The following is a 22,172-nucleotide window of genomic DNA, read 5'->3' on the forward strand; positions in this document are numbered from 1 at the left end:
GTTCGCGCGTCGACTCCGATCAGTGCTCTGCCAAAGGCTGGCTGGGGCGCGACGATTCCCGCGCAATGCAGCTCGCGAGCGTCTCGATCTGTTTCCCCTGCGCATCGAAATTCTGCGGGGCAAGCCACCGCGCATAGGCTGCGCTCAGCGCCGGGTATTCGGTGTCGATAATCGAATGCCACGCGGTGTCGCGATTGCGCCCGCGTGTCACGATGGCCTGGCGGAAAATTCCCTCGAATGTAAAACCGTAGCGCAAGGCGGCGACGCGCGATGGTTCATTGTGCGCGTCGCACTTCCACTCGAAGCGGCGGTAGCCGAGATCCTCGAACACGTATTTCATCAGCAGCGCCAGCGCCTCGGTGGCGATGCGGGTGCGCTTCAGGCGCGGCGAATACGTCACGTGTCCGACTTCGATGACGCCGTTGGGCGCGTCGATGCGCATCAGCGCGAGCGTGCCGACCGCCTTGCCGGTGGCCAGGTCGATCACCGCGTAATGCATCGGATCGCGGCTTTGCGCGGCGCTCGTCAGGTGAGTTCGATAAGCCTCGAGCGTCTCGAACGGGCCGACCGACAGATACGTCCAGTCGCGGCCGTCGGGCGCATCTTGGTAGGCGTCAAAGAGTTCGGCGGCGTGCCGCTCGACCGCCACGGGTTCGATCCGGCAATAGCGGCCCGCCAGCGTCACGCGCTGCGGTAGCCGCGCGCCGCGCCAGTCGGGCAGCGCCGCACCGATCGGCTGCTGGTATTCGTTGAGTCGTGACGCCATGTCAATCTCCTTGATCGTTGGGGGACGGTGGCGGTGTACGCCGCGTTCTGGCTCGTAAGATAAGCCACCTGTGGTACGTTAGAAAGATCCACCGTTCAAGCATTTCATAGGTCCAGGCATCATGATTGAAATCATTGGCCCGCTGGCGCCCGGCCTGGTTGCGCAGACCGGCAAACCCATGTCGCTCCAAAAGCAGCTGATCGAGCGGCTGCAACAGGCCATTTTGTCGGGCCGCCTGCCGGCCGGCGCGTTGCTGCCGTCGTCGCGGCTGCTGGCTGCCGAGCTTGACGTATCGCGCAACACGGTGGTGATCGCCTACGACCATCTGGCCGCGCAGGGTTATGTGATCGCCGACCGAAAGGGTACGCGCGTGAGCGCGCTCTCGAGCCCGGCGATGCATCGGGAGCTTGCGTGCGATACCCCGCCGGCGCCGCCGGCACTGGCGCGGCGGCTGGCGGGTTTTGCCGGCATCGGGGCGCAACCGGCGCGCGAGGCGTTGCTCAGGGCCGGCACGCCGGCGCTGGACCGTTTTCCGCTGGCGGCCTGGCGCCGCTCTCTCGAGCGCGCATTGCAAGGTGCGCGGCCTCATGCGCTGGGCTATGGCGAACCGGCTGGCGAGCCGATGCTGCGCGAGGCGGTCGCCGCGCATCTGCGAATCGCGCGTGGCGTGCGCTGCGATGGCGCGCAAGTGGTGATCACGGGCGGCGCGCAGGAGGCGCTGAATCTGTGCGTGACGCTGCTGAGCAATCCCGGCGACGTGGGGTGGATTGAAGACCCCGGCTATCGCGGCGCGCGCGCGGCGTTCCATGCCGGCGATCTGCGGATCGTGCCGATGCCTGTCGATCAGGAGGGACTTGCCGCCCCAGCCAGGGCATGGCGCACGCAGGCGCCGAAGCTCGTCTACACGACGCCGGCGCACCAGTATCCGACCGGCGCGGTGCTGTCGGTCGCGCGCCGGCTCGAACTGATTGCCCAGGCCCGCCGTGCCGGCGCCTGGCTGATCGAGGATGACTACGACGGCGAGTTTCGCCATACCGGCGAGCCGATCGCCAGCATGCAGGGGCTGGTGCCCGATGCGCCGGTGCTCTATGTCGGTTCGTTCAGCAAGACGATGTTCCCGGCGCTTCGCATCGGCTTTGCGGTACTGCCGCGCGGCATCGTCGAGCCATCCCGGCTGGCCCTGCAGGAACTGCTGCGCGGCGGCCACCGGCTCGACCAGCTGGCGCTCGCCGACTTCATCGCCAGCGGCGAATTCGCCCGGCACCTGGGCCGCATGCGCCGCCTGTATCGCGAGCGGCAGCAGGTGCTGCGCGACGCGCTGAGCCGGTATTTCCCGCAGGCGCCCATTCTGGGCGGCAACTGCGGGATGCATCTGACCTTGCGCCTGCCCCCGCATATCGTCGACCGCAAGGTGGTCGAGCTGGCCCAGGCCCGCCAGATTGGCGTGGGGGCGCTGTCGCGCTTCGCAATCGGCGGCGCCACGCAGGGCAACGGGTTGGTCATTGGCTATGGCAATACTTCTGCGCAAGAGATTCCGGGGGGCGTGCGCGTGCTGGCGCGGCTGGCGTCGAAGGCGGCCCGACCGGCTGCCGTACGGCGATAGCACGCTCACGCCGCGCGCAGATGCGGCCGCAGGGCAAGCGCAAGCGGGAACACGGCCAGCGCTGTTGCTGCGGTGGCGATCGTCGCGCCGTGCACGCCGATGCGGTCGCCCAGAAAACCATAGGCAATCGGGGCGAGTGCGCCTGCCGCGATGGTGCCGGTGTAAAAGAGCGCAAATGCCCGCTCGGTGCGCTCGACCGGGGTCAGCTCGGGCACCGTGCCGTAGAGGACAGACGAGGTGCCGTTGAGCATCACGCCCAGCAGCGGCAGCAGGATCATCGCGGGCGTCAACGGCAGGTAAATCACGGCCAGTATCAACGCGGCCGTGCCGCCTTCGGTGGCGAACACCGTGCCGATCACGCCCAGGCGCGCGCCGAGCCAGCCGCACACGAACTTGCCGGCAGCGCCGCCGATGAACACGAGCGCCAGCGCAGTGCCGATCATCGGCGGCGAGATGCCTTTTTCCTTCAACAGGAAGGGCAGGAACGTCAACAGTCCCATGCGTACGGCCGTGTCAAGCACGCCGATCGTGAACAGCCATGAGAAACCCGATCGCGAGCCGTTGCCGGTGGCGCACTGCGCGTTTGCCGGCGCCGGCTCGCCGCGCGGTACCGAGGGGAGAAAAAGTGCAATCGCCAGCGCGAACAAAACACCGGCGGTGGATAGGGTCCACAGCGCATGGCGCCATGGCATGAAGGTAATCAGCAGCGAGATGGCAGCCGGCAGCGCCGCTTTGCCGAGATCGCCGGAAAAATTGTAGACGCTCAGCGGCCCCCGCGCGTCGCGGCCGTAGGCGCGCGCTACCGCGCCGGAAGCCAGCGGATGTTGGGTGCTCGAACCGCCGCCCGAGATGGCGAGCGCCACGCATAGGCCGGCCAGGCTGCCGGACATGCCCGCGACGGCATAGCCCAGTGCGGCCAGGAGCGTGCCGAGCGCAAGCGTGGCACGCGTGCCCAGGGTTCGGGCCAGGCGCCCGGCGGGCATCTGCAGCGCGGCCATCGTGCCCGCGTAGATGCCGCGCACGATCGCCAGGGCGCCGTAATCGAGACCGAAGTCCGCCTGCCAAATGGGCAGCAGGGCGTAGATCATGTCGGTGTACCCGTCGTGCAGCGCATGCGCCATGCACGAGATCCATAAAACACGCGTGCGTGTCGTGGCCGTCGATGGGCCGGAGCCGTCGGCCGCGCCGGTCGTGGTGCTGGAGAAAGAGAAAGGTCTCATGGTTCAGGCGAGTCGCGCCGGCGCGGGCGGTGGCGACAGCGCGAGCGTCGTGTTGCGGAACACGGATAGTCTAGGTTCGCTCTCGACGTGCCGCAACTGACGTAATATTGAGTCAGCCGGGAGAAAAAGTCACCTCATGAGTACAGACAAACGCACCGCCAAGGACGCCGAACGATTACCGCCATTGAATGCGTTGCGGCATTTCGAGGCGGTGGCCCGCCTGGGGAGTTTCGCGGCCGCGGCCAGCGATCTGCATGTCACGCACTGGGCGGTCGGCAAGCAGATTCGATCACTGGAAGACTGGTTCGGCGTGCCGCTGTTCGAGCGCCGCTCGCGCGGCGTGGTGCTGACCGACGAAGGCGCAGCGCTGCTCAATGACGTCAACGGCGCGTTCGCGCGCCTGAGCAGTTCGGTGACCCGGCTGCGCCACGAGTCAATGCCGCGCCGCATTACCGGTGTGGTGCGTGTGAACGCGCTGGCGAGCTTCGCCCTGTGCTGGCTGATTCCGCGCCTGGCGAGCTTCCAGACGCGCTACCCCGATATCGAGGTGCGCCTGTCGACCGCCTCGCGCAAGTTGCGCTACGTCGGGGATGCCTTCGACATCGGCGTGCGCTCGGGGCCGGAGGAGGCGGCCGGCCTCGTCTCGATGCCGCTGATGCCCGACTTGCGCCTGCCGGCGTGCAGTCCGGCGGTGCTGCTTAACCACCCGATCAGGACCGTTGCCGATTTGCGCCATCACACGCTGCTGCACTCCATGAGCACGCGCACGGCCTGGTCCGACTGGCTGCGCGAGGCCGGCGCGCCGGGCCTGCGGGGCGTGCGCCACCTCGATTTCGATCACGTCTTTCTGCAACTGGGCGCGGCCGCCGAAGGCCTTGGCGTGACCCTGGCGTCGCTGCCGCTGATAGAGCGCGAGATTGCCACCGGGCGTCTGGTATGTCCGATTTCAGGGCCGATCTGGCGCGGGCCCGATTACACGCTGGTGGTGAACGCCGAGCGCGCGGACGACGGCGCGGTCATGGCCTTCAAAAAATGGATCACGGCGGCCGCCCAACATCCGGCCGCGCCGGCCCAACGCGAGCGTGCGCGACAGCTCAGGCCAGCGGCGCCACCTGCGAAGCGGGCGCGCCGCAAAGCATGATTCCGCGGTGAGCCGCCCGCCGCGCCAGGGGCGTGCGCTCAATTCGCGGCAAAGCTCTCATTAAGCCAGTCGCGCATCATCTGGTAGGAGCGCGCCGCGGCCTTGGCGTTGTAACGGCAATTGCCGGTCGTGGCGGTCGCCTCGGTTTCGGTGAAGCAATGCACGACATGGCCGATTTCGACGAACTCCCAATCGGCGGGGCTTTGCCGCATGTCCTGTGTGAATTGCGGCACTTGCGGCATGGTGATGGTGTCGTCACCGCCGTTGATGGCCAGCACGCGCGCCTTGATGTTTCTGGCGAGCGCCGGATCGTCCGTGCTCAGGTCACCGTGAAACGCCACCACGGCCTTCACATCCGAGCCGCTGCGCGCCAGATCGAGCACCGCGGCGCCGCCGAAGCAAAAGCCGATGGCAGCCAGCCGCGACAGATCGATCGGTGCGCTGCCGGCTTCGGCCTTGAGTTGCGCGAAGGCTTTGCCGATGCGCGCGCGCATCAGGCTGCGATCGTGATAGAGCGGCGCGACGGCCTGCTGGGCCTCGCTGGTATTGGTGGGCCGGATGCCTGCGCCGTACATGTCGGTGAGCAAAATCACATAGTTCTTGCCCGCGATCATCTTGGCTTTGGCGATGGCCGTGTCATTGACGCCGAACCAGTTGGGCACCATCACCAGACCGGGGCGCCTGGCCGTGGTGGCGTCGTCATAGACCAGCACGTTCTTGAAAGTGGTGCCCCCGAGGGTCCAGTCGACCGGGCGGGCGACCATTTTCGCGAAGGCCGACGAGGCGAGGGACGCCGTGAGCGCGGCGAGCAGGACAGGGATGAGGCGTGCGAGTCGCATGGCGGTGTTCTCCCGACGGTTGAGACGACGATTCAGTGTGACGCTTGGCGCGCTAACCTGCGAGTGGGGCGTTGGCTGAGCCAGATGCTGCCGATGACGAGCACGATACCGGCGATCTGCGGCGGGCTCAACGTCTGATTCAGGATCATCCATCCCAGCAGCACGGCGGTCAATGGGCTGATGAACAGCAGCGGTGACACCACGGCGGCGTCGAGCCGCGCGATGCCCCGGAACCAGAGCACGTAGGTCAACGCTGCGCCGATCAGGCCGAGCCACGTCAGTCCGGCCAGATTGGCGAGGGTAGGCGCCGGCATCGCCGGCTCGAACAGCAGCACCGCCGGCACCAGCAGGATGCCGCCGGCGGTGAGTTGCCATGCGGTGAAGGTCAGCAGCGAGACTGGCGGTTGCCACTTGCGGGTCAATATATTGCCCAGCGCCATCGAGGCCGCGCCGGCGAGCCCGGCGGCCACACCCACGGCATCGAGCGCGGCATGCGGGCTCAGCACCAGCAGTCCGACACCGCCGATGCCGATCAGGGCCGCGAGCACTGCCATGACGCGGATCACGCTGCCCAGCAAAGCGGCGGCCAGGAAGATCGCGAACAGCGGCTGGACCGCCGCCACCGTCGCCGCGACCCCGCCGGGCAGGCGGTACGCCGCGACGAACAACAGGCTCAGGAAGATCGAGATATTGAGCGCGCCGAGCACGAAAGCGCGCAGCCACCAGATGCCGCGCGGCAGTTGCCGCACGATCGCCAGCAGTAGCAATCCTGCGGGCAGGGCGCGCAACATGGCGACTGTCATCGGGGAAAAATTCGGCAGAAACTGGGTGGTGACGATATAGGTGCTGCCCCAGACGGCAGGCGCGATGGCCGTGAGCAGCAGGTCGGAAGCGGCGGTTTTCATATGATTTGCAGGACCTCGGAGAGCGGACGGCGGGGCTTTTGCGGCCAGTTCCCCGGCGCGGCGCGGCCAACCGGGAGCAACAGCACGGGGATTTCGTTTGAGGCGAGCCCGAACGCGTGCGCGACGCCTTCGGCATCGAACCCGACCATCGGGCATGAGGCGAAATCCAGCGCCCCGGCCGCATGGATCAGTGTTGCGGCGCCCAGGCTGGCCGAGCGTACGGCTTCGTCGCGGGCGGTCTGCGCATTGGCGTATTGCGCGAGCGCGCCGGCTTGCCAGCTCTCGGCCATTCCCGCCGGCATATGGCCCGCTTCGACGAAAGGCCGCAGTCTGGCGGGGAGTGCGGCCGGGTCGGGCAGCGCGCCGCAGACGATGAAAGTGACGGCGGCCTCGGCGACCTTGGCCTGGCCGTGCGCGAGGCTGCGCAGCGTGGCCTTGGCCGCCGCCGTGTGCACGGCGATGAACCGCCAGTTCTGCAGGTTGTAGGCAGTCGGGGCGCGCGTCGCCAGGCGCACCAGCGCCTCGATCTCGGCGGGCGCCATGGCATGCGATGTGTCGAATCGATTGGCGGAGACGCGCTGCTCGATCAAGGCAATGCTGGGATGGGTCGTCATTTCGTTCCTGACCAGGAAAGTGAGAAAGGCTGCAGCTAGAATACAAAATGCACTGCCAGATGTTAATGCGATAAAAGTAAGAACATTATTTACCAAAGGTGGATGATCAATGGATCGCTATACGGCCCTGCAAGTGTTTCGTTGTGCCGCGGAACTCAACAGTTTTGCCGAAGCCGGGCGGCGGCTCGGACTGTCATCGGCGGCGATCAGCAAGAATGTCGCCGAGCTGGAGGCGCATGTCGGCGTGCGGCTTATCCACCGGACGACGCGGCGCATGGCGCTGACCGAGGAAGGGCGGATTTATCTGGCGCATGTCACGCGCGGGCTCGACGCGCTGGCCGAAGCCGATCAGGCGCTGTCTCCGATCAAGGCAGCGCCACGCGGCACGCTGCGCGTAAGCGCACCGATGACGGTGACCTTGACGCGGCTGTCGGCGGCCATCCCCCGGTTTTTGTCGCGCTATCCCGATTTGAAACTCGATCTGCATCTGGACGACCGGCGCGTCGATCTCGTTCGGGACGGGTTCGACATGGCCATTCGCGGCAGCGACAATCTCGAGGATTCCAGCCTGATCGCCAGAAAGCTGGCGGTCATGCCGCACGTGCTGTGCGCGGCGCCGTCTTACTTCGCGGCGCGCGGCAAGCCCCGCACGCCAGCCGAGCTGAAGGCGCTCGATCACGTTCGCTTCAGCCTGTCCGGGCATGCCGACGTCTGGGAGTTCAGCAAGGACGGTCGCACCGAGCGGGTTGCCGTCGGCGCGCGCTATTCGGTGTCATCGAGTCTGGCGGTGCGCGACGCGCTGCGCGCCGGTTTCGGCGTGAGCCTGATGCCCCGTCCGTATGTCGACGATGATCTGCGGGAAGGGCGGCTGCAAGCCGCGCTGGAGGACTGGCGCACCGTGGAAACCACCCTCTACGCGGTCTATTCGTCGCGGCAGCACGTCGCCCCGAAAATTCGCGCTTTCCTCGATTTCCTGGTCGACGAGTTCAGCCGCGCGCTTTAGTTTTTCAACCCCGCTGCCCATGCAGGCGCCGCAGCTTGTCCGGATTGCCCGCGACATAAATGGCGCGCGCCTTGCTATCCCCGATATCGAGGACGGTCGTTTGCAACTCGCCGTCAGCCTCGCGCGTGATGCAGCCCGCCATGTGGCATCTTCTTTGGTGAGGGTTCACCTGACATGACGAGCGGGCGAGCTCGCGTGCGACATCGTCAGGAAAATTTTATGGCCGGCGCGCGGGCCGCGCAGGCGTGCGTGCTGCATTCCATTCTTCGTGCCCCAAGGGTTAACGCGCATTGCGGCTCATGCTGTTTCATATAAACATATATATGACTAAACGACCAAATGAAATTTGCCATGCAAATCGACAACCGATTGCCGCGTTATCAGCGCCTGCGTGATGAGCTGGCGGCACAGATCGCCGAGCGGCGCTGGCGGCCAGGCGAGGCCATTCCCACTGAGCAGGAGCTCGCGCGCAGTTACGACGTCGCGGTGGGCACGGTGCGCAAGGCCGTGGATGTGCTGGTCGCCGAGGGCATGCTCGAGCGCTTTCAGGGGCGCGGCACGTTTGTGCGGCGGGTGAGTTTCGATGGTTCGCTGTTTCGTTTCTTCCGGTTTCAGAGCCGGCTTGGCGAGCGCCGCATTCCGTCGAGCCGCATTCTGAAGCGCGAAGTGCTCGAGGCGCCGTCCGCCGTTTCGTCGGCGCTGCAGATCGCGCCGAACGCCAAGGTGATTCGCATGTCGCGGCTGCGGATCATTGATGACGCCCCGATCCTGGCCGAAGAGATCTGGCTGCCCTACGAGCCCTTCGCGGCCTTTGCCGGGCTCGACGTCGCCGGCATTGGTGATCTGCTGTACCCGGTCTACGAGGCGCAGTGCGGCCAGGTGGTCGCCTCGGCCAGCGAGACGCTGACCGTGGAGACGGTCGATCCGATGCACGCGCGGCTGTTGCGTATCGAGCGCGGCGCGCCGGTGGTGGTGATCGAGCGGCTGGCCCTCGGCTACGACCGTCGCCCGCTCGAATGGCGGCGCTCGCGCGGGCCGGCCAGTGAATTCCTTTACCAGGTCGAGATCCGCTAGAGATCGGTGCGACCCCTGTCAATGATTGAGGAGACCCATGATGTTCAGTTGGTTCAAGCAAGTATCGGCGTCCGAAAGACGCACTTTCTGGGCGTGTTTCGGCGGCTGGGCGCTCGATGCGCTCGACGTGCAGATGTTCAGCCTGGTGATTCCCGCGATCATCGCCGAATGGGCGATCAGTAAGACCCAGGCCGGCTATGTGGGCGGCGCCACCCTGATTGCCTCGGCGGTGGGCGGCTGGATTGCCGGCGCGATGGCCGACCGTATCGGGCGGGTGCGCACCTTGCAGATCACCATCGTGTTTTTTGCGGTGTTCACTTTCGCCTCGGCGTTCGCGCAGGACTACACGCAGTTCTTGCTCCTGAAAACGCTGCAAGGCCTGGGTTTCGGTGGCGAGTGGGCCGCCGGCGCGGTGCTGATGGCCGAGTCGATCCGCCCCGAGCATCGCGGCAAGGCGATGGGCACGGTGCAAAGCGCCTGGGCGGTCGGCTGGGCCGCCGCCGTGCTGCTCTACATGCTGGCGTTTTCCGTGATGCCCGCGCATATGGCCTGGCGGGCGATGTTCGCCGCCGGTATTTTGCCCGCGCTGCTGGTCCTTTACGTGCGTCGCCACGTCAAGGAGCCGGAAGTGCCGCGCCAGGCGGCGCGCAACGCCGCCGGTAGCGGCGGCAGTGGCGATAGCGCACCGCTGGTTGGCATTTTTTCGCCGCGCATGCTGCGCATGACGCTGGTCGGCGCGCTGCTGGGCGTGGGCGCGCACGGCGGCTACTATGCGCTGATGACTTGGCTGCCGACCTACCTGAAGACCGAGCGCCACCTCTCGGTGCTCGGCACGGGCGGGTATCTGGCGGTCATCATCTTCGCGTTCTTTTGCGGTTGCGTGGCCAGCTCCCATTTGCTTGATCGCATCGGCCGGCGCGGCACGATTCTGTTGTTCGCGATCTGCTGCGTGGCGACAGTGTTGATCTACCTATTCCTGCCGCTGGGCAACGCCGCGATGCTGGTGCTGGGCTTTCCGCTGGGATTTTTCGCCGCGGGCATTCCGGCCAGCATGGGGGCGCTTTTCAGCGAGCTGTATCCGCGCGGCGTGCGCGGCACGGGCGTCGGATTCTGCTATAACTTCGGGCGGGTCGCGTCGGCCGCTTTTCCGGTGCTGGTCGGGCATATGGCCGCGAGCATGCCGCTGGGTTATGCGATCGGTATCGATGCGGCGATTGCCTATAGTATCGTCACGCTGGCCGTGCTGATGCTGCCCGAGACACGCGGACGCTCGCTGGCCGAGGCGCTGCCCGGCGGCGAGCCGGCGCCTGCCGCCGCGGCCAGCCATCAGGCCCGCTACTGAGCCGCGCGGCCCTGCAGCCGCGTCGTGAATGACTTCAAGATGCCGGTGCGGCGGGCGGGTAGCCCGCCGCGCCGACGATGTTTATGCCGAACGTATCAACCATGCTGGAGATTTCCGACTCGCTCGCTTGCACGGCGTCGCCGCGTGACGAAGCCATCACGGCTATCGATACGCACGCGCACGTGTTCGTGCGCGATTTGCCATTGGCGCGGCAACGCCGCTATGCGCCAGGTTACGACGCGCCGCTTGGCGCCTATCTGGCGCAACTGGATGCGCACGGCGTGTCGCATGGGGTGCTGGTGCAACCCAGTTTTCTGGGCACCGACAACGGCTATTTGCTGCAATCGCTGGCTGCGCAACCGGAACGACTGCGCGGCATCGTGGTGATCGACCCGCTCGAGGCCGCCGCGGATGCGCAGCGGCTGCAGCGATGGGCGCGGGCAGGCGTGGTCGGCATTCGCCTGAATCTGCTCGGCATGTCCGATCCCGATTTCGCCGCCGCCGCGTGGCAAACGCTGCTGCCGCGCCTGGCGGCATTGCGCTGGCAGATTGAATTGCAGTGCGAAGCGTCGCGGCTGGCCCGGCTGGTTCGGCCGCTGCTCGAACACGGCCTGGATGTCGTGATCGACCATTTCGGCTTGCCGGATCCGGCGCAAGGCGTCACCGACCCGGGTTTTCGTTATTTGCTGACGCTGGGCGCGACGCGGCGGGTCTGGGTCAAGCTCTCGGCGGCGTACCGCAGTGCCGCAGGCGTCGCCGGCGAGGCAATCGCACGCGCGGCGACGCCACTGCTCAAACAGGCGTTCGGGCTCGACCGGCTGCTGTGGGGCAGCGATTGGCCGCACACTCGCTTCGAGACCACGGTGGACTATAGCCAGGCTTGCCGTGCGATACAGGCGCTGTTGCCTGATGCCGACGAGCGGCGCGCGGTGCTGGTCGATACGCCGGCCCGACTCTTCAGGTTCGGTTGAGGCGGCGGGGCGGCCTGCCCCAAACCGGCCGTGGCGGCACGCATTTGCCCGGCGGATGAGGCCGGGCAGGGTAATACAGGGCTGCGCGCAGAACCTGGAGGACTATAATGGCAGGTTTTCGCCGTCCCCCGAAAACATGCAATTGGCCTACCTTATCGACCAACGGACATTCCAGCGTGCCTATCGGCTGTGGTTGCACTACGGCATCTTCTGGCTTGGCGCCATTGCGGTAGGTCTGGTTGCCGTGCTGTACGCCGAGTTGATCGACGTCGGTTATGCCGCATTCCTGCATTTCGCCAGACATTATCCGTGGTTGCCGCTGCTGGTCACGCCGGCGGTCAGTGCGGCGTGCGTCTGGATCACGCTGAAATTCTTCAAGGGCTCCGAGGGCAGCGGTATTCCCCAGGTGATTGCGATGCTGCACGGTCCCAGCGAACTGGGCGAGCGGCTGCTGACGCTTCGCATTCTGATCGGCAAGATTCTGGTGTCATTTTTGGCGATTCTCGGCGGCATGACGATTGGCCGAGAAGGCCCGACGATTCACGTTGGCGCGGCGCTGATGTACAACCTGCGGCGCTTTTATCCAAAGCGGTTTCGCGCGATGCGCGGCGTCGCGCTGGAGCGACGGCTGGCGCTGGCGGGCGCGGCGGCGGGGCTGTCGGCCGCGTTCAACGCGCCGCTGGCCGGGGTCGTGTTCGCCATCGAGGAGCTGACCCGCAGCTTCGAGCAGCGCACCAGCGGGGTGCTGATCACCGCAATCATCTTTGCCGGGATCGTATCGCTGGGTCTGCAAGGCAACTACACCTATTTCGGCACCATCAATATCGGCTCGCGCTTTCCCGATCTGCTGGTCGTGGCCGTGGCCATGATCGGCGTGCTCGCGGGCTGCGCCGGCGGCATCTTCTGCTGGCTCCTGCTCAATACCTCGCGCTGGATGCCGCCTGCCGTATTGACGCTGCGCGCCAGGCGCCCGGTCTACTTCGGCGCGTTGTGCGGCCTGGCGATTGCCGTGGTCGGCGTGGCCTCGGGCGGCCACACGTTCGGCAGCGGCTACGCCGAAGCGCGTTCGATGCTGGACCAGCGCGGTCACTTCACGGTGTTTTACCCGGCGCTCAAAATGGTGTCGATGGTCGGCTCGTATTTGCCGGGCTCGCCGGGCGGGCTGTTCGCGCCATCGCTGGCGATCGGCGCGGGCATCGGCAACACGCTGCACCTGGTGTTTTCGCAAATGCAGCTACCGATGCTCATCGCGCTCGGCATGGTCGGCTATCTGGCCGCCGTCACGCAAAGCCCGATCACTGCGTTCGTCATTGTTATCGAGATGATCAACGGCCACGCGCTGGTGATCGCCCTTATGGCCACCGCGCTCATCGCCAGTCGCGTCTCGAGCTTCTTTGCGCCGCCGCTGTATGAAGCGCTGTCGGAGCGCTATCACAGCCAAGAGCATAAGCCGTCGGCGTGACGGGCGCTCACCAGGGCACCACGCGGCCGAGATAATCGAGGTACTGCAGCCCGGGGCGGCCTCGTTGCGTTTCGATGACGCTCACCAGACTGGGAATGCTTTGCTCGATGCTCAAGCGTGCTTCGGGCCCGCCCATATCGGTGCGCACCCAGCCGGGTGCCGTCAGCAGCAGCGTGCGTGAGTCGCCGGCGTGGCGTGCGGCAAAGCTGCGCATGAACATATTGAGCGCGGCCTTGCTGCCGCGATAGACCTCGTAGTTGCCGTTCTGGTTGTTGGCGACGCTGCCTTGACCGGAAGACATCACGCCGATCATGCCGTCCGGCGCAACAAGGTCCTGGAACGCCTCGACAACTCGCATCGGCGCCAGCGCGTTGGTCACCATCACCCGAACAAACTCTTCCGTCGAGACATCGGCGATCGTCTCCCGGTCGTCGTTCTTGACGCCCGCATTCACGAAAAGCAGATCCAGCCGCCGGCCCGCGAGGCGTGTGTGCAAAGCCGCGATTTCGTCGTCGTGCGTGATGTCGACGGTTTCGACGTCGAGCATGCCGGGGCAATCCCCGGCGAGGCGGCGCAAGCGGTCGGTGGAGTTGGCCCGGGCGGTGGCGATAACGCGCCAGCCCCGCTTCAGGTATTCCTCGACCATGGCGAACCCCAGCCCACGGGAGGCGCCAATGAGCAGGGCGGTTTTATGCGGCGATGGATGTTGCATGGGTTACTCCTTTGAGACAAGACCGGCTTCGCGCAGGCGGCGGGTGGTGGGTAAGAATCAGGGTCGAGCGAATCGGCCGAGCCAATATAACGGCGCGAGGGCGATGTCGGAAGGCGCGGCCGATGCACTGTTGGCATGCATCGCACGCCATGCCCGGTGGCCACGCGCCTGGACATGCCTGCGTGCTAGCATGCGCGCATGGCCGAACCCGACTTGAATCTGCTCATTGCGCTCGATGCACTGCTTGCCGAAGGCAGCGTCGCGGGGGCGGCACGCCGGTTGGGGCTGAGCGCGTCGGCAATGAGCCGCACGCTGGCCCGCCTGCGCTCCGCCACCGGCGACCCGTTGCTGGTGCGGGCCGGCCGGGCCATGGTGCCGACGCCGCGCGCCCGGATCTTGCGCGAGCGCGCACGGGATGCGCTGCACGAGGCTCGCATCGTGCTGCGGCCCGCGGCGACGGAAGTCGATTTGCCGGCGCTGGATCGCACCTTTGTGATCCGGACCAACGAAGGTTTCGTGGAGGTGTTTGGCGCACCGCTCATCGCGGCGGTGACGGCCGCCGCGCCCCTGGCGCGCTTGCGCTTCGCCGCCAAATCGGAGAAGACCGCGAGGCCCTTGCGCGAAGGGACGGCCGATCTCGAAGTTGGCGTGCTGGGCGAGATGGGCCCGGAAGTGCGCGTGCAGGCGCTGTTTCGCGATCGCTTCGTGGGCGTCGTCAGAAGCGGGCATCCGCTCGCCGCCGAGGGCGAGGTGACGCTGGCGCGCTATGTGGCGTTCTGCCACGTAGTCGCATCGCGCCAGGGGCGTGCGAATGGCCCGGTGGACGCGGCGCTCTCGGCATTGGGTTTGGCACGCCGCGTGACGGCTATCGTGCCGAGTTTTTCAGCGGCGTTGGCCGTGGCTCGCGCCTCGGATCTGGTGGCACTGGTGCCGGCCTCAATCTTGCGCGCGCAGCCGGCCGGTCCGGGCGATACCGCCGCAATCCACGCGTTCGAGCTGCCGGTAGCCATCGAGGCCATCACGGTGTCGCTGCTGTGGCATCCGCGCCTGGAGGCCGACCCGGTTCACCGCTGGCTACGGCAGCTGTTTGTGACGGTCTGCCGGCAGCAGGCGCCGGGCTGATCAGCGAGCGCGCGCGAGTAGCGTCTCGAATCCGGAGGCGACCTTGGTCGCATCGAACTCTACGACCTCATATTGCGCGACCTGCTCCCGATGGAACGGATCTTCGGCCAGCACGGCGTCGAGTTCCGGGCGAGACAGTCCCTGGACAAGAATGGCGCCCCCGACACGCGGCACCTGGGACCCGGAAGCCACGAAGTGTCCCGCCGCGTAGTGGCGGTCCAGATAATCCCTGTGCTCCTGGACGAGGCTTTCGACCACCTCGATGGGTTTGACGTAGCGCAGCAAAACAATAAACATCGATTTCTCCTTGGACAGCCGGGACGACGACTCCGGGAACGCGGTTCGTCCCGACCGGCGGTAACGTTGCTGGCGTTCCCCAGCGCTCGGGCATGCCTGCCGACGATGCGGATCGACCGGTTCAGGGCAGGCATTCCGTACAGTTCGGGATTCTATCCTTTTGCCGCGAATATGCCGCTGCCGGTCAGCAGTTGCAGCGCCACGGTGCGCTCGGCGATTTGCTGCGCGTTGGCCTGCAGCGCCAGTTGCTGGTCGAGCAGCGCCTGCGCTTGCCTTTGCGCCTGCGGCAAGGTGATTTCGCCGGATCGCAGCGCGGCGTCGGCCGCTTGCGAGGCGCTTTGCAACGCGGGCAGGGCGGCCTGCAGTGAAGATCGTTCCTGTTGCAGGATGGCGAGGTCAGCCAGCGCCTGCGCCACTTCGGCATGCGCCTGTTGCAGGCGCACGCGGTAGGTATCGTAGAGGGCGCGGCGCGTGGCGCGCGCCACGGCGATCTTGCCGGGGCTGCCGTTGAGAATCGGCAGGCTGAAGTCGACCGCGAATCCCAGGGTATGCACGTTGGAGGTATCGCGCGCGCGGGAGAGCGTCACGCCCACCGACGGGAACTGCGACAGCACGGCCTTGCGCAGCGTCTGTTCCTGGCTTGCGTAGCCGGCGCGCAGCGCCATCAGGTCGGGCCGAATCTCCGGCAGCCGGTCGAGCGAGCCGGCCGCTTCGCGCACCGCCGCGGCGTCGAAGCGCGGTAATCCGGCGAGGCGCAGCGCCTGCCCGGGCGGCAGTCCGAGCATGGCATCGAGCTGGCCTTGCTTGGCCGCGCGCTGGCGCGCGTCGGTGGCCAGCAGATGCTGCACGGCGTTCAGTTCGATCAGGTCGGCGTCAGCCGTCGTGCGCGGCGCGATGCCAGCCGCCGCGGCGGCGCGCTCGCGCCCCAGGCGGGCAGCAATGGCCTGGCGCTGCATCTCGAGCAGGCGATCGCGCTCGCGCAGCCCGACCAGTGCAATGTAGTCGAGTTCGGCGGCCGATGCGGTTTGCCATTCCTGCCACAGGATGCCGAGGTCGACTGCACGCACATGCTCGCGCGCGGCCGCGACCGACGCGCCGCGCGTGATCAACTGGTCGAGATCGAGACTCAGGCCGAGGTTGTAGGCGGTGGTGGTGGCGTCGGACTGTCCTTGCGGAATATCACGCTCGGCCGAGAGTTTCGGCGCGGGCAGCAGGCCGGCGGCGAACGCCTGGGCGCGGGCCACACCGGCCTGGTCGCGCGCGGCTACCAGGCGGGGATCGTTGAGCACCGCCAGGGCGGCTACCGCGCGGATGTCGAGCGGCGCGTGCAAATCGATCTGCTGGGCGGCGAGCGCGGGCAGCGCGATGTCGCGCGTCGTCACGCGCGGGCCGGCAGCGCTGTCGTGCCATGCGACGTTGTTCGGCAATGGCTTCGGAGCATAGGTCGCACAGGCCGCCAGCGTGGCGCACAAGGCAAGCGCCGGGCCCCTGCGCAACAGGCGCGGGACGTTCATCGATTTCATGCCGGCTCCTTGCGTTGCGCCAGGCGCGCGAGTTGCTTGCGGCGCCAATGCAGGTACAGCGCCGGGATCAGATTAGTGCTGCGCACCGCGCTCCAGATCAGTCCGCCGAGAATCACGACCGCCAGGCCCTGCTCGGGCGCGGCGCCTTCGCCGAGCCCGAGCGCGGTCGGCAACATGCCCAGCATGGCGGTGACCGCGGTCAGCATGATCGGGCGAAAGCGCACCTGGATGGCCTCGCGCACGGCTTCTTCCACTGGCATGCCGGCGGCCTCGTTGTGCCGCACGCGGTCGAGCAAGACGATGCTGTGCCGCAGGCCGATGCCGATCAAGGTCAGGAAGCCGATCATGCCGGTCGCGTTCAGCCCCACGCCGCTGACCACCAGCGCAACCGTGCCGCCGGTCAGCGCGAGCGGGATTTCGAGCAGCAGAATGGCCGGTATCAGCAGGCCATCGAATTGCAGCAGCAGTATGCCGACCATGATCACGAACGCCGCCAATGCCGCGACCAGCAACCCCAGTGCCGCCTGTTCGATCTGCGCATAGAGGCCGCCGAAGGCGATGCGATAGCCGGCGGGCAAGTGCATATCGGCCAGCGCCTTCTGCACGGCGGCGATGGTGCTGCCGATCGGCCCGTTGGGCGTGGCCAGGATGTCGAGCGCGCGCGCGCCGGCGATATGCTCGATCTGGTTGGGCGTATTGCCGAGTTCGACGCGCGCCAGTTGCGACAGCGGCATCCAGCCGCCGGGCGTGCGGATCGGCAGCGCGGCGAGCTGCGCCACGCTGCGCTGCGGCGCATCGGCCAGGCGCATATAAAGCACCAGCGGCACGTTGCCCTCGGGCACGCGGCTGACCACCTTGCCGTTGATCAGCGCGTCGAGTTGCGCGTAGAGCGAGGCCGGCGTCATCTTGTAGACGGCCAGTGCTTGCATGCTGGGTTCGATCTGCAGTTGCGTGACCGGATAGCCGTCGTTGTTGAACACGTCGCTCAGCGCCGGAATTTGGTGCAGCTTGGCGGCGATGGCTTCCGAGAGCTTGCGCAGCCGCGCGACGTTACTGCCGAACAGATGAATCACGAACGGCTGCGGCAGGCCCGACAGGCTCTCGCCGACGCGTTCGATGGTCGGCGTATCGACCGCGAGCTGCACGCCCGGCAATTGCGATTCGCGCTGGATGCGCTCGCCGATCGCATCCAGCGCATTGACGCTGACGCCGGACTTGAGCACCACCTGGATTTCTCCCGCATAGGCCGGTTCGGTATAGGCCGTCGACGAGGCCGAACCGATACGCGCATAGACGTGCGCGACCGCCGGGTCATTGAGCAGGCGCCGGGTAATGGTGCCGACCGCCGCGCGCGTGTCGAGCAGCGAGCTGCCGGGCGGCAGCGTGAAGGACTCGAGCAACGCACCCTCGTTGGGCAGCGGCAGGAAACTGATTGGCACCAATACGAGCCCCACCAGGCTCAACGCGAGCACGCCGAAGGTGATCGCCAGGCTGGTGCGCGGCGCGCGCGCCACCCACTGAAACAGCTTCTCGTTGGCATGCTGCAGGCGCTTGAGCAAGCGCTGGCCGCCGCTGGTGCCGGCGCTTGGCCTGGCGCGCAAAAAACCCAGGCTCAGCGGGGTGAAGGTCAGCGAGACCAGCAGCGAGGCCAGCAGCGCCAGAATCATCGCCAGCGAGAAGGGAATGAAGAACAATCCCACCAGCCCGCCGACGAACAGCAGCGGTACATAAATCGCGATATTGGTCAGCGTGCCGGTGATGTCGGGAATGACGATCGACTTCAGGCCAGCCCAGATGCCGTCCCAATGCGCGTCACCCTGTTCCCAGCGGTGATAAATGCTCTCGAGCACGATGATCGCATCGTCTGCGAGCAAGCCGACCGCGACGGTGAGCGCGCCGAACGTCATCAGGTTCAGGTCTTGCCCGAACGCATGCAGCGCGGCGATGGCCAGCGCCAGCGACAGCGGGATGCTCATGGCCAGTGCCACGATCCCGCGTCCGGCGCCCAGCACCCAAAACAGTACCAGCACCGCCAGCACCGCGCCGATCAAGAGATTGCGGCCAAGGTCGGCGCCGACCAGACGCACGAGATGGCCCTGGCTGTAGGTCCGCACCCAGTGCACGCCGGCCGGCAACTGCGGCAGCGTCTGGTCGAGCGTTCGCTGGACCGCTTGCGTGACGGCCAGGGTGGAGGCGCCCGGCTGCTTGACGACGGTCAGCGCGATGCTGGGGCGGCCGTCCAGGGCCACCGCATTGTGCGTCGGTACCGCCGCGCGCACGATGCGCGCCAGGGCGCTCAGCGGGATGGAGCCTTGCGGCGTCGTGACCGGCACCTGCTCGAGCTGCGCGATATGCACCGGCAGGTGCCGCGCCTCGATCAGCACGTCATTGTGACCTATCGTCACGAAGCCGGCTGGTTCGAGCAGCACCTGCGACTGAACCGCCCGGGCCAGCGCTGTCACCGGCACGCCGTAGCGCCGCATTGCGCCGAGATCGGGCTGGATCCACAGCGCTTCGTCGCCGGCGCCGAACACGTGCACGAACTGCACGCCGGTAATTGCCCGCAGCGCCGGCACGATGTTCGCCCGCACCGCGCGCTGAACCTGCGCGGGCGCGACGTCGGCGGGAATCTGCGCGGTGTAGTCGGCCACCTCGTTGATCGCGTTGCCCATGATCTGCGCGACCGGATTGACTTGCGTGGGCAATTCCGAGCGGGCACGATCGAGCGCGCCGTTGACGCTCTGCAAGTCGATCTGCGCATTGCTGCCCTGGCGGAAGCGCACGTCGATCTCGACCGTGCCGTTACCCATCGTCGAGCGCACGCTGGCCAGGTTGGTCAGCGTCAGGATCTGGCTCTCCAGCGGGTTGACGACCAGCCGCTCGAGCTCGGTGGCGGTGGTGCCCGGCAGATGGGCGGTCACGCTGATCTGCGGAAAGTCGAACTGCGGCAGTACCTCCACCGGCGTTTGCACAAAGGCGTAGGTGGCGTAGAGCACCACCGCGCCGAGCACGAGCAACCATAGTATCGGGCGTTGAAACACGCGCGATAGCGAGATGTTTTTGTTCATGGCGGCTCAGTCGGGGGGCTGGTAGGCGTGGGCGATGCCGCGGTGATACTCGAGGAAAGCGTTTTGCGCCACGACCTGCTCGCCGGGCCGCAGGCCCGATGCGATCCAGGTTTGCCACCCGCGCGTGGGGCCGGGCATGACTTGCCGCGGCTCGTCGCCGTGCGCGGTGCGCACCATCACCCACCAGTGGCCGCGATCGAGAATCAGCGACGCGGTGGGCACCGCGAGCATCGCTTGCGGCGCGCCGTCGAGCGTGACCGTGCCCCATTGGCCGCTCTTCCAGGGTGTGGTTCCTGTCGCCTGCGCGGGGCTCAGCCCGACTTGCGTGCCGCCGTCGGCGTCGAGCGAAGCGCCGACCGTGGAGACCTTGACCGCGACCGCGTCGCCGCCGCCGGCCGGCTCGAACCGGCCGCGCATGCCGACATGCACCGCGGCGGCGTCCGCGCCGAAGTATTCGGCGCGAATCCAAAGCTTGCCGGCCGGCTGCAGGCTCAGGAGCGTCTGGCCGGGCGTGAGTTCCTCGCCGTTGGCGGCTTGCACGGCCACCACCGCGCCGGCCGTCGGCGCCTTGAAGACCTGCAGATCACGGGCTTCGTCGAGCTGGGCCTGCGCGGTCTGCCGGGCCGCCTGTGCGGCGGCGAGTTCGCTGGCTGCCGCATCGACTGCCTGGCGCGTGCTCAGTTGCGCCGCAAGCTGGCGGCGCGCGATGGCCAGCGCCTGGCGCGCGGCATCAAGCCGCGCCTGCGCGCTGTGCACCGCCGTCTCGCGCTGCGTGAGCAAAGCCTGCATGCGCGTGCCGCTCAATTTCGCGAGCACCTCGCCGGCACTCACCACGCTGCCTGGCAGCACGCGCAGATCGCGCACGACACCAGCATTGACCACCCGGACCTTGACCAATGCGGTGGGCACGACCTGGCCGTAGGCGCTCAAGCGCGGCGAGAACGTTTTGGGTTGTACAGTGACGACGGGCGGCTGTGTCGGGATGCCGGCCTGCGTGGCATCGGCGGCTTGCGCCAGGCCCGTGCCAGCCAGGCACAACAGGGGTGTGAGCAGCCACGCGGCAACCAGGCGCCGCTGGCGAATCTGCCGGTGAGTTTTCAAAATGTCCAAGCGAGCAAAGGGTGCAGGATGCGTTCGCCGTAGAGCGCGCCGAGGATGCCGGCGGCCATCAGCATGCAAATGAAGCGTGCCTCGATTTGCAGGAATCGGGTCAGGGCCCGGGGCGGGGCCGTCGGCGCCTCGGCCAGCGGCGCCAGCAGCAGGGCGACTCGTCGTTGCAGCGCTTGCGGGTTGCCCGTCAGGCAGGCATGCGCGCTCAGGTGCGTGCGATTGCGCCGCGCCTGCGCCTCGGCGCCCGAGGAGGCGCGCCGCAAAGCGCTCAGCAAGGCCGCTGCCAGCGCCGCGCCGGATGCGCCGTGCCGCCGCGCTTCGTCGTCGCGCGCCAGTTCCAGTGCCTCGAGCCAGGTGTCGAAGCGCTGCCGCGCGCCCGGCCATGGCCATTGCAGATCGGTCGCCAGTTGGGCCAGCCAGATGCGCAGCGGATCGCGGTGCTGCACATGCGCCTGCTCGTGCCGCCAGGCCGCGTCGATCATGTCGTCGTCGAGTGTCTTGGCAAGGAACGGCGAGAACAGAATTTTCGGCCGCAGCAACCCGACGGTGCAAACACCCGTGCCGGCATCGAACGGCTCGCGCGTGAGCGCCCAGACCGCGCGCAGCGCCGCGCGCCAGATCACCACGGCAAAGGGCACGCACGCGCCGATCAGCACCCAGCGGTCGACGTGGTCGTGCACCGGGTCCGGCTCACGCAGCGCCCAGCCGCACAACCAGGCGGCAACCAGCAGCGCGGGCATGACCGGCAGCCACAGGCGCAGCCAGGCAAGGCGCTCGGCGCTGCGCCCGTCCAGCTTGGGTGTCGCGCGCAACGACACCATCGCGAACGGTTGCAGCGCCAGGCCGCCGAACAGGATCAGCAGGACCGTCAGCAACGACTCACGTTCCATGGCCTGGTCCTCTTTTGGCTTGAATCGCGCGCTCGAGGTCTTCGAGCAGCACCGGATCGATCTCGTCGACCGCATCGACCAGGGCCGCCACTGCCGCATGCGGCGCCGCACCGAGGAAGCGGGTCATCAGATGGCGTGCCCGGGCGCGTTCGACATCCTGCTGGGCGACCGCCGGACTGTAGACGAACCCGCCCGCCTCGCGCCGGCGCTCGATCAGTCCTTTCTCGCGCAACCGGTCGACGACTTTCGCGGTAGTTGTGTAGGCGCGCCCGGCCGGCTCGCCCAGGCGCTCGTGCAAGGTGCGCACGGATCCCGTGCCGAGCTGCCAGAGCAGACTCAGCACCGCGTATTCGAGATCGTCGGCAGGTAGTCGATAGCGTGTCATGCGGCGATGTTACGACGTTCGTCGTAGCGTCGTCAAGCGCGGCACTGGCCGCCAGCCAGCATTCGTCGCGGGGGGCAATAAGTTAAATAACCACGATGAAGGCCAAGGAGGGACCTTGGTGCACC

The 22,172-nt window shown here is 67.2% G+C and carries 20 protein-coding genes and 1 pseudogene; 8 read left to right on the top strand and 13 right to left on the bottom strand.

Annotation, left to right across the window (positions count from 1 at the left end; translation table 11 throughout):
* Positions 1–19: 19 nt before the first annotated feature.
* On the bottom strand, positions 20–766 hold the full coding sequence (locus EPN80_RS20850; protein WP_293031921.1) for a GNAT family protein: 747 nt from the start codon (positions 764–766) through the stop codon (positions 20–22).
* A 121-nt stretch (positions 767–887) separates the two neighbouring features.
* On the opposite strand from EPN80_RS20850, the gene EPN80_RS20855 reads away from it, so the two are divergent.
* Positions 888–2,369 carry a PLP-dependent aminotransferase family protein gene (locus EPN80_RS20855; RefSeq protein WP_293031923.1) on the top strand — a complete coding sequence of 494 codons (1,482 nt, stop codon included), beginning with the start codon at positions 888–890 and terminating at the stop codon, positions 2,367–2,369.
* Positions 2,370–2,374: 5 nt separating this feature from the next.
* Here EPN80_RS20855 and EPN80_RS20860 read toward each other — a convergent pair whose 3' ends face one another.
* Positions 2,375–3,589, bottom strand: coding sequence for an MFS transporter (locus EPN80_RS20860; protein ID WP_293031925.1), 1,215 nt, complete (start codon positions 3,587–3,589; stop codon positions 2,375–2,377).
* A gap of 136 nt (positions 3,590–3,725) precedes the next feature.
* Here EPN80_RS20860 and EPN80_RS20865 point away from each other — a divergent pair, with 136 nt between their 5' ends.
* A complete protein-coding gene (locus tag EPN80_RS20865; protein ID WP_293031927.1) occupies positions 3,726–4,730 on the top strand; it encodes a LysR substrate-binding domain-containing protein in 1,005 nt (334 codons plus the stop codon).
* Between the two features lie 38 nt (positions 4,731–4,768).
* Here EPN80_RS20865 and EPN80_RS20870 read toward each other — a convergent pair whose 3' ends face one another.
* The 3 genes from EPN80_RS20870 to EPN80_RS20880 are packed head-to-tail and all read right to left on the bottom strand — an operon-like array spanning position 4,769 to position 7,088.
* Positions 4,769–5,569 carry a dienelactone hydrolase family protein gene (locus EPN80_RS20870; RefSeq protein ID WP_293031929.1) on the bottom strand — a complete coding sequence of 267 codons (801 nt, stop codon included), beginning with the start codon at positions 5,567–5,569 and terminating at the stop codon, positions 4,769–4,771.
* Positions 5,570–5,601: 32 nt separating this feature from the next.
* Complete coding sequence (locus tag EPN80_RS20875) at positions 5,602–6,474, bottom strand: EamA family transporter (RefSeq protein ID WP_293031931.1); 873 nt, start codon at positions 6,472–6,474, stop codon at positions 5,602–5,604.
* The gene (locus tag EPN80_RS20880) at positions 6,471–7,088 is read right to left on the bottom strand and encodes a nitroreductase family protein (protein ID WP_293031933.1); all 618 of its coding nucleotides are present in this window, start codon (positions 7,086–7,088) and stop codon (positions 6,471–6,473) included. Before EPN80_RS20880 ends, EPN80_RS20875 begins: the two co-directional genes overlap by 4 nt.
* Positions 7,089–7,197: 109 nt before the next feature.
* On the opposite strand from EPN80_RS20880, the gene EPN80_RS20885 reads away from it, so the two are divergent.
* Positions 7,198–8,091 (top strand): LysR family transcriptional regulator, encoded by an 894-nt coding sequence (locus EPN80_RS20885; RefSeq protein ID WP_293031935.1) that lies wholly within the window; start codon positions 7,198–7,200, stop codon positions 8,089–8,091.
* A 4-nt stretch (positions 8,092–8,095) separates the two neighbouring features.
* On the opposite strand, the pseudogene EPN80_RS20890 reads toward EPN80_RS20885, so the two are convergent.
* Positions 8,096–8,233 (bottom strand): annotated as a pseudogene (locus EPN80_RS20890) (RNA polymerase sigma factor SigJ); the annotation flags it as partial.
* Positions 8,234–8,442: 209 nt separating this feature from the next.
* On the opposite strand from EPN80_RS20890, the gene EPN80_RS20895 reads away from it, so the two are divergent.
* The 4 genes from EPN80_RS20895 to EPN80_RS20910 all read left to right on the top strand — a co-directional run bounded on the left by EPN80_RS20895 (position 8,443) and on the right by EPN80_RS20910 (position 12,940).
* Positions 8,443–9,165, top strand: a complete 723-nt coding sequence (locus tag EPN80_RS20895) for a GntR family transcriptional regulator (protein WP_293031937.1) — start codon at positions 8,443–8,445, stop codon at positions 9,163–9,165.
* A gap of 40 nt (positions 9,166–9,205) precedes the next feature.
* The gene (locus EPN80_RS20900; protein WP_293032002.1) at positions 9,206–10,507 is read left to right on the top strand and encodes an MFS transporter; all 1,302 of its coding nucleotides are present in this window, start codon (positions 9,206–9,208) and stop codon (positions 10,505–10,507) included.
* A 101-nt stretch (positions 10,508–10,608) separates the two neighbouring features.
* A complete protein-coding gene (locus EPN80_RS20905) occupies positions 10,609–11,478 on the top strand; it encodes an amidohydrolase family protein (protein WP_293032003.1) in 870 nt (289 codons plus the stop codon).
* Between the two features lie 136 nt (positions 11,479–11,614).
* Entirely contained in the window at positions 11,615–12,940 is a 1,326-nt protein-coding gene (locus tag EPN80_RS20910) for a chloride channel protein (protein ID WP_293031939.1), read from the top strand.
* A 7-nt stretch (positions 12,941–12,947) separates the two neighbouring features.
* Here the strand turns inward: EPN80_RS20910 and EPN80_RS20915 are convergent, their stop codons facing one another.
* Positions 12,948–13,652, bottom strand: coding sequence for an SDR family NAD(P)-dependent oxidoreductase (locus EPN80_RS20915; RefSeq protein ID WP_293031941.1), 705 nt, complete (start codon positions 13,650–13,652; stop codon positions 12,948–12,950).
* Between the two features lie 198 nt (positions 13,653–13,850).
* Between EPN80_RS20915 and EPN80_RS20920 the strand changes: the two genes are divergently transcribed.
* Positions 13,851–14,774, top strand: a complete 924-nt coding sequence (locus EPN80_RS20920) for a LysR family transcriptional regulator (protein WP_293031943.1) — start codon at positions 13,851–13,853, stop codon at positions 14,772–14,774.
* Here the strand turns inward: EPN80_RS20920 and EPN80_RS20925 are convergent, their stop codons facing one another.
* The 6 genes from EPN80_RS20925 to EPN80_RS20950 form a co-directional block, all read right to left on the bottom strand.
* A complete protein-coding gene (locus tag EPN80_RS20925; protein WP_293031945.1) occupies positions 14,775–15,071 on the bottom strand; it encodes a YciI family protein in 297 nt (98 codons plus the stop codon). It lies immediately after the preceding gene.
* Positions 15,072–15,223: 152 nt separating this feature from the next.
* Positions 15,224–16,594: a TolC family protein gene (locus tag EPN80_RS20930; RefSeq protein ID WP_293031947.1), complete on the bottom strand. Its 1,371-nt coding sequence runs from the start codon at positions 16,592–16,594 to the stop codon at positions 15,224–15,226.
* The gene (locus EPN80_RS20935; RefSeq protein ID WP_293031949.1) at positions 16,591–19,662 is read right to left on the bottom strand and encodes an efflux RND transporter permease subunit; all 3,072 of its coding nucleotides are present in this window, start codon (positions 19,660–19,662) and stop codon (positions 16,591–16,593) included. The genes EPN80_RS20930 and EPN80_RS20935 overlap by 4 nt, the downstream gene beginning before the upstream one ends.
* 6 nt (positions 19,663–19,668) lie before the next feature.
* A complete protein-coding gene (locus EPN80_RS20940) occupies positions 19,669–20,763 on the bottom strand; it encodes an efflux RND transporter periplasmic adaptor subunit (RefSeq protein ID WP_293031951.1) in 1,095 nt (364 codons plus the stop codon).
* Positions 20,760–21,662, bottom strand: coding sequence for a hypothetical protein (locus EPN80_RS20945; RefSeq protein WP_293031953.1), 903 nt, complete (start codon positions 21,660–21,662; stop codon positions 20,760–20,762). Before EPN80_RS20945 ends, EPN80_RS20940 begins: the two co-directional genes overlap by 4 nt.
* On the bottom strand, positions 21,652–22,047 hold the full coding sequence (locus EPN80_RS20950; protein WP_293031955.1) for a BlaI/MecI/CopY family transcriptional regulator: 396 nt from the start codon (positions 22,045–22,047) through the stop codon (positions 21,652–21,654). The genes EPN80_RS20945 and EPN80_RS20950 overlap by 11 nt, the downstream gene beginning before the upstream one ends.
* Between the last annotated feature and the right edge of the window lie 125 nt (positions 22,048–22,172).

Source organism: Pandoraea sp., assembly GCF_004297875.1.
Taxonomy (GTDB): domain Bacteria; phylum Pseudomonadota; class Gammaproteobacteria; order Burkholderiales; family Burkholderiaceae; genus Pandoraea.

Excerpts from the sequence above, each read along its gene's own strand:
- EPN80_RS20850 (WP_293031921.1), bottom strand. The coding sequence starts at position 766 with ATGGCGTCACGACTCAACGAATACCAGCAGCCGATCGGTGCGGCGCTG.
- EPN80_RS20855 (WP_293031923.1), top strand. The coding sequence starts at position 888 with ATGATTGAAATCATTGGCCCGCTGGCGCCCGGCCTGGTTGCGCAGACC.
- EPN80_RS20860 (WP_293031925.1), bottom strand. The coding sequence starts at position 3,589 with ATGAGACCTTTCTCTTTCTCCAGCACCACGACCGGCGCGGCCGACGGC.
- EPN80_RS20865 (WP_293031927.1), top strand. The coding sequence starts at position 3,726 with ATGAGTACAGACAAACGCACCGCCAAGGACGCCGAACGATTACCGCCA.
- EPN80_RS20870 (WP_293031929.1), bottom strand. The coding sequence starts at position 5,569 with ATGCGACTCGCACGCCTCATCCCTGTCCTGCTCGCCGCGCTCACGGCG.
- EPN80_RS20875 (WP_293031931.1), bottom strand. The coding sequence starts at position 6,474 with ATGAAAACCGCCGCTTCCGACCTGCTGCTCACGGCCATCGCGCCTGCC.
- EPN80_RS20880 (WP_293031933.1), bottom strand. The coding sequence starts at position 7,088 with ATGACGACCCATCCCAGCATTGCCTTGATCGAGCAGCGCGTCTCCGCC.
- EPN80_RS20885 (WP_293031935.1), top strand. The coding sequence starts at position 7,198 with ATGGATCGCTATACGGCCCTGCAAGTGTTTCGTTGTGCCGCGGAACTC.
- EPN80_RS20895 (WP_293031937.1), top strand. The coding sequence starts at position 8,443 with ATGCAAATCGACAACCGATTGCCGCGTTATCAGCGCCTGCGTGATGAG.
- EPN80_RS20900 (WP_293032002.1), top strand. The coding sequence starts at position 9,206 with ATGTTCAGTTGGTTCAAGCAAGTATCGGCGTCCGAAAGACGCACTTTC.
- EPN80_RS20905 (WP_293032003.1), top strand. The coding sequence starts at position 10,609 with ATGCTGGAGATTTCCGACTCGCTCGCTTGCACGGCGTCGCCGCGTGAC.
- EPN80_RS20910 (WP_293031939.1), top strand. The coding sequence starts at position 11,615 with ATGCAATTGGCCTACCTTATCGACCAACGGACATTCCAGCGTGCCTAT.
- EPN80_RS20915 (WP_293031941.1), bottom strand. The coding sequence starts at position 13,652 with ATGCAACATCCATCGCCGCATAAAACCGCCCTGCTCATTGGCGCCTCC.
- EPN80_RS20920 (WP_293031943.1), top strand. The coding sequence starts at position 13,851 with ATGGCCGAACCCGACTTGAATCTGCTCATTGCGCTCGATGCACTGCTT.
- EPN80_RS20925 (WP_293031945.1), bottom strand. The coding sequence starts at position 15,071 with ATGTTTATTGTTTTGCTGCGCTACGTCAAACCCATCGAGGTGGTCGAA.
- EPN80_RS20930 (WP_293031947.1), bottom strand. The coding sequence starts at position 16,594 with ATGAAATCGATGAACGTCCCGCGCCTGTTGCGCAGGGGCCCGGCGCTT.
- EPN80_RS20935 (WP_293031949.1), bottom strand. The coding sequence starts at position 19,662 with ATGAACAAAAACATCTCGCTATCGCGCGTGTTTCAACGCCCGATACTA.
- EPN80_RS20945 (WP_293031953.1), bottom strand. The coding sequence starts at position 21,662 with ATGGAACGTGAGTCGTTGCTGACGGTCCTGCTGATCCTGTTCGGCGGC.
- EPN80_RS20950 (WP_293031955.1), bottom strand. The coding sequence starts at position 22,047 with ATGACACGCTATCGACTACCTGCCGACGATCTCGAATACGCGGTGCTG.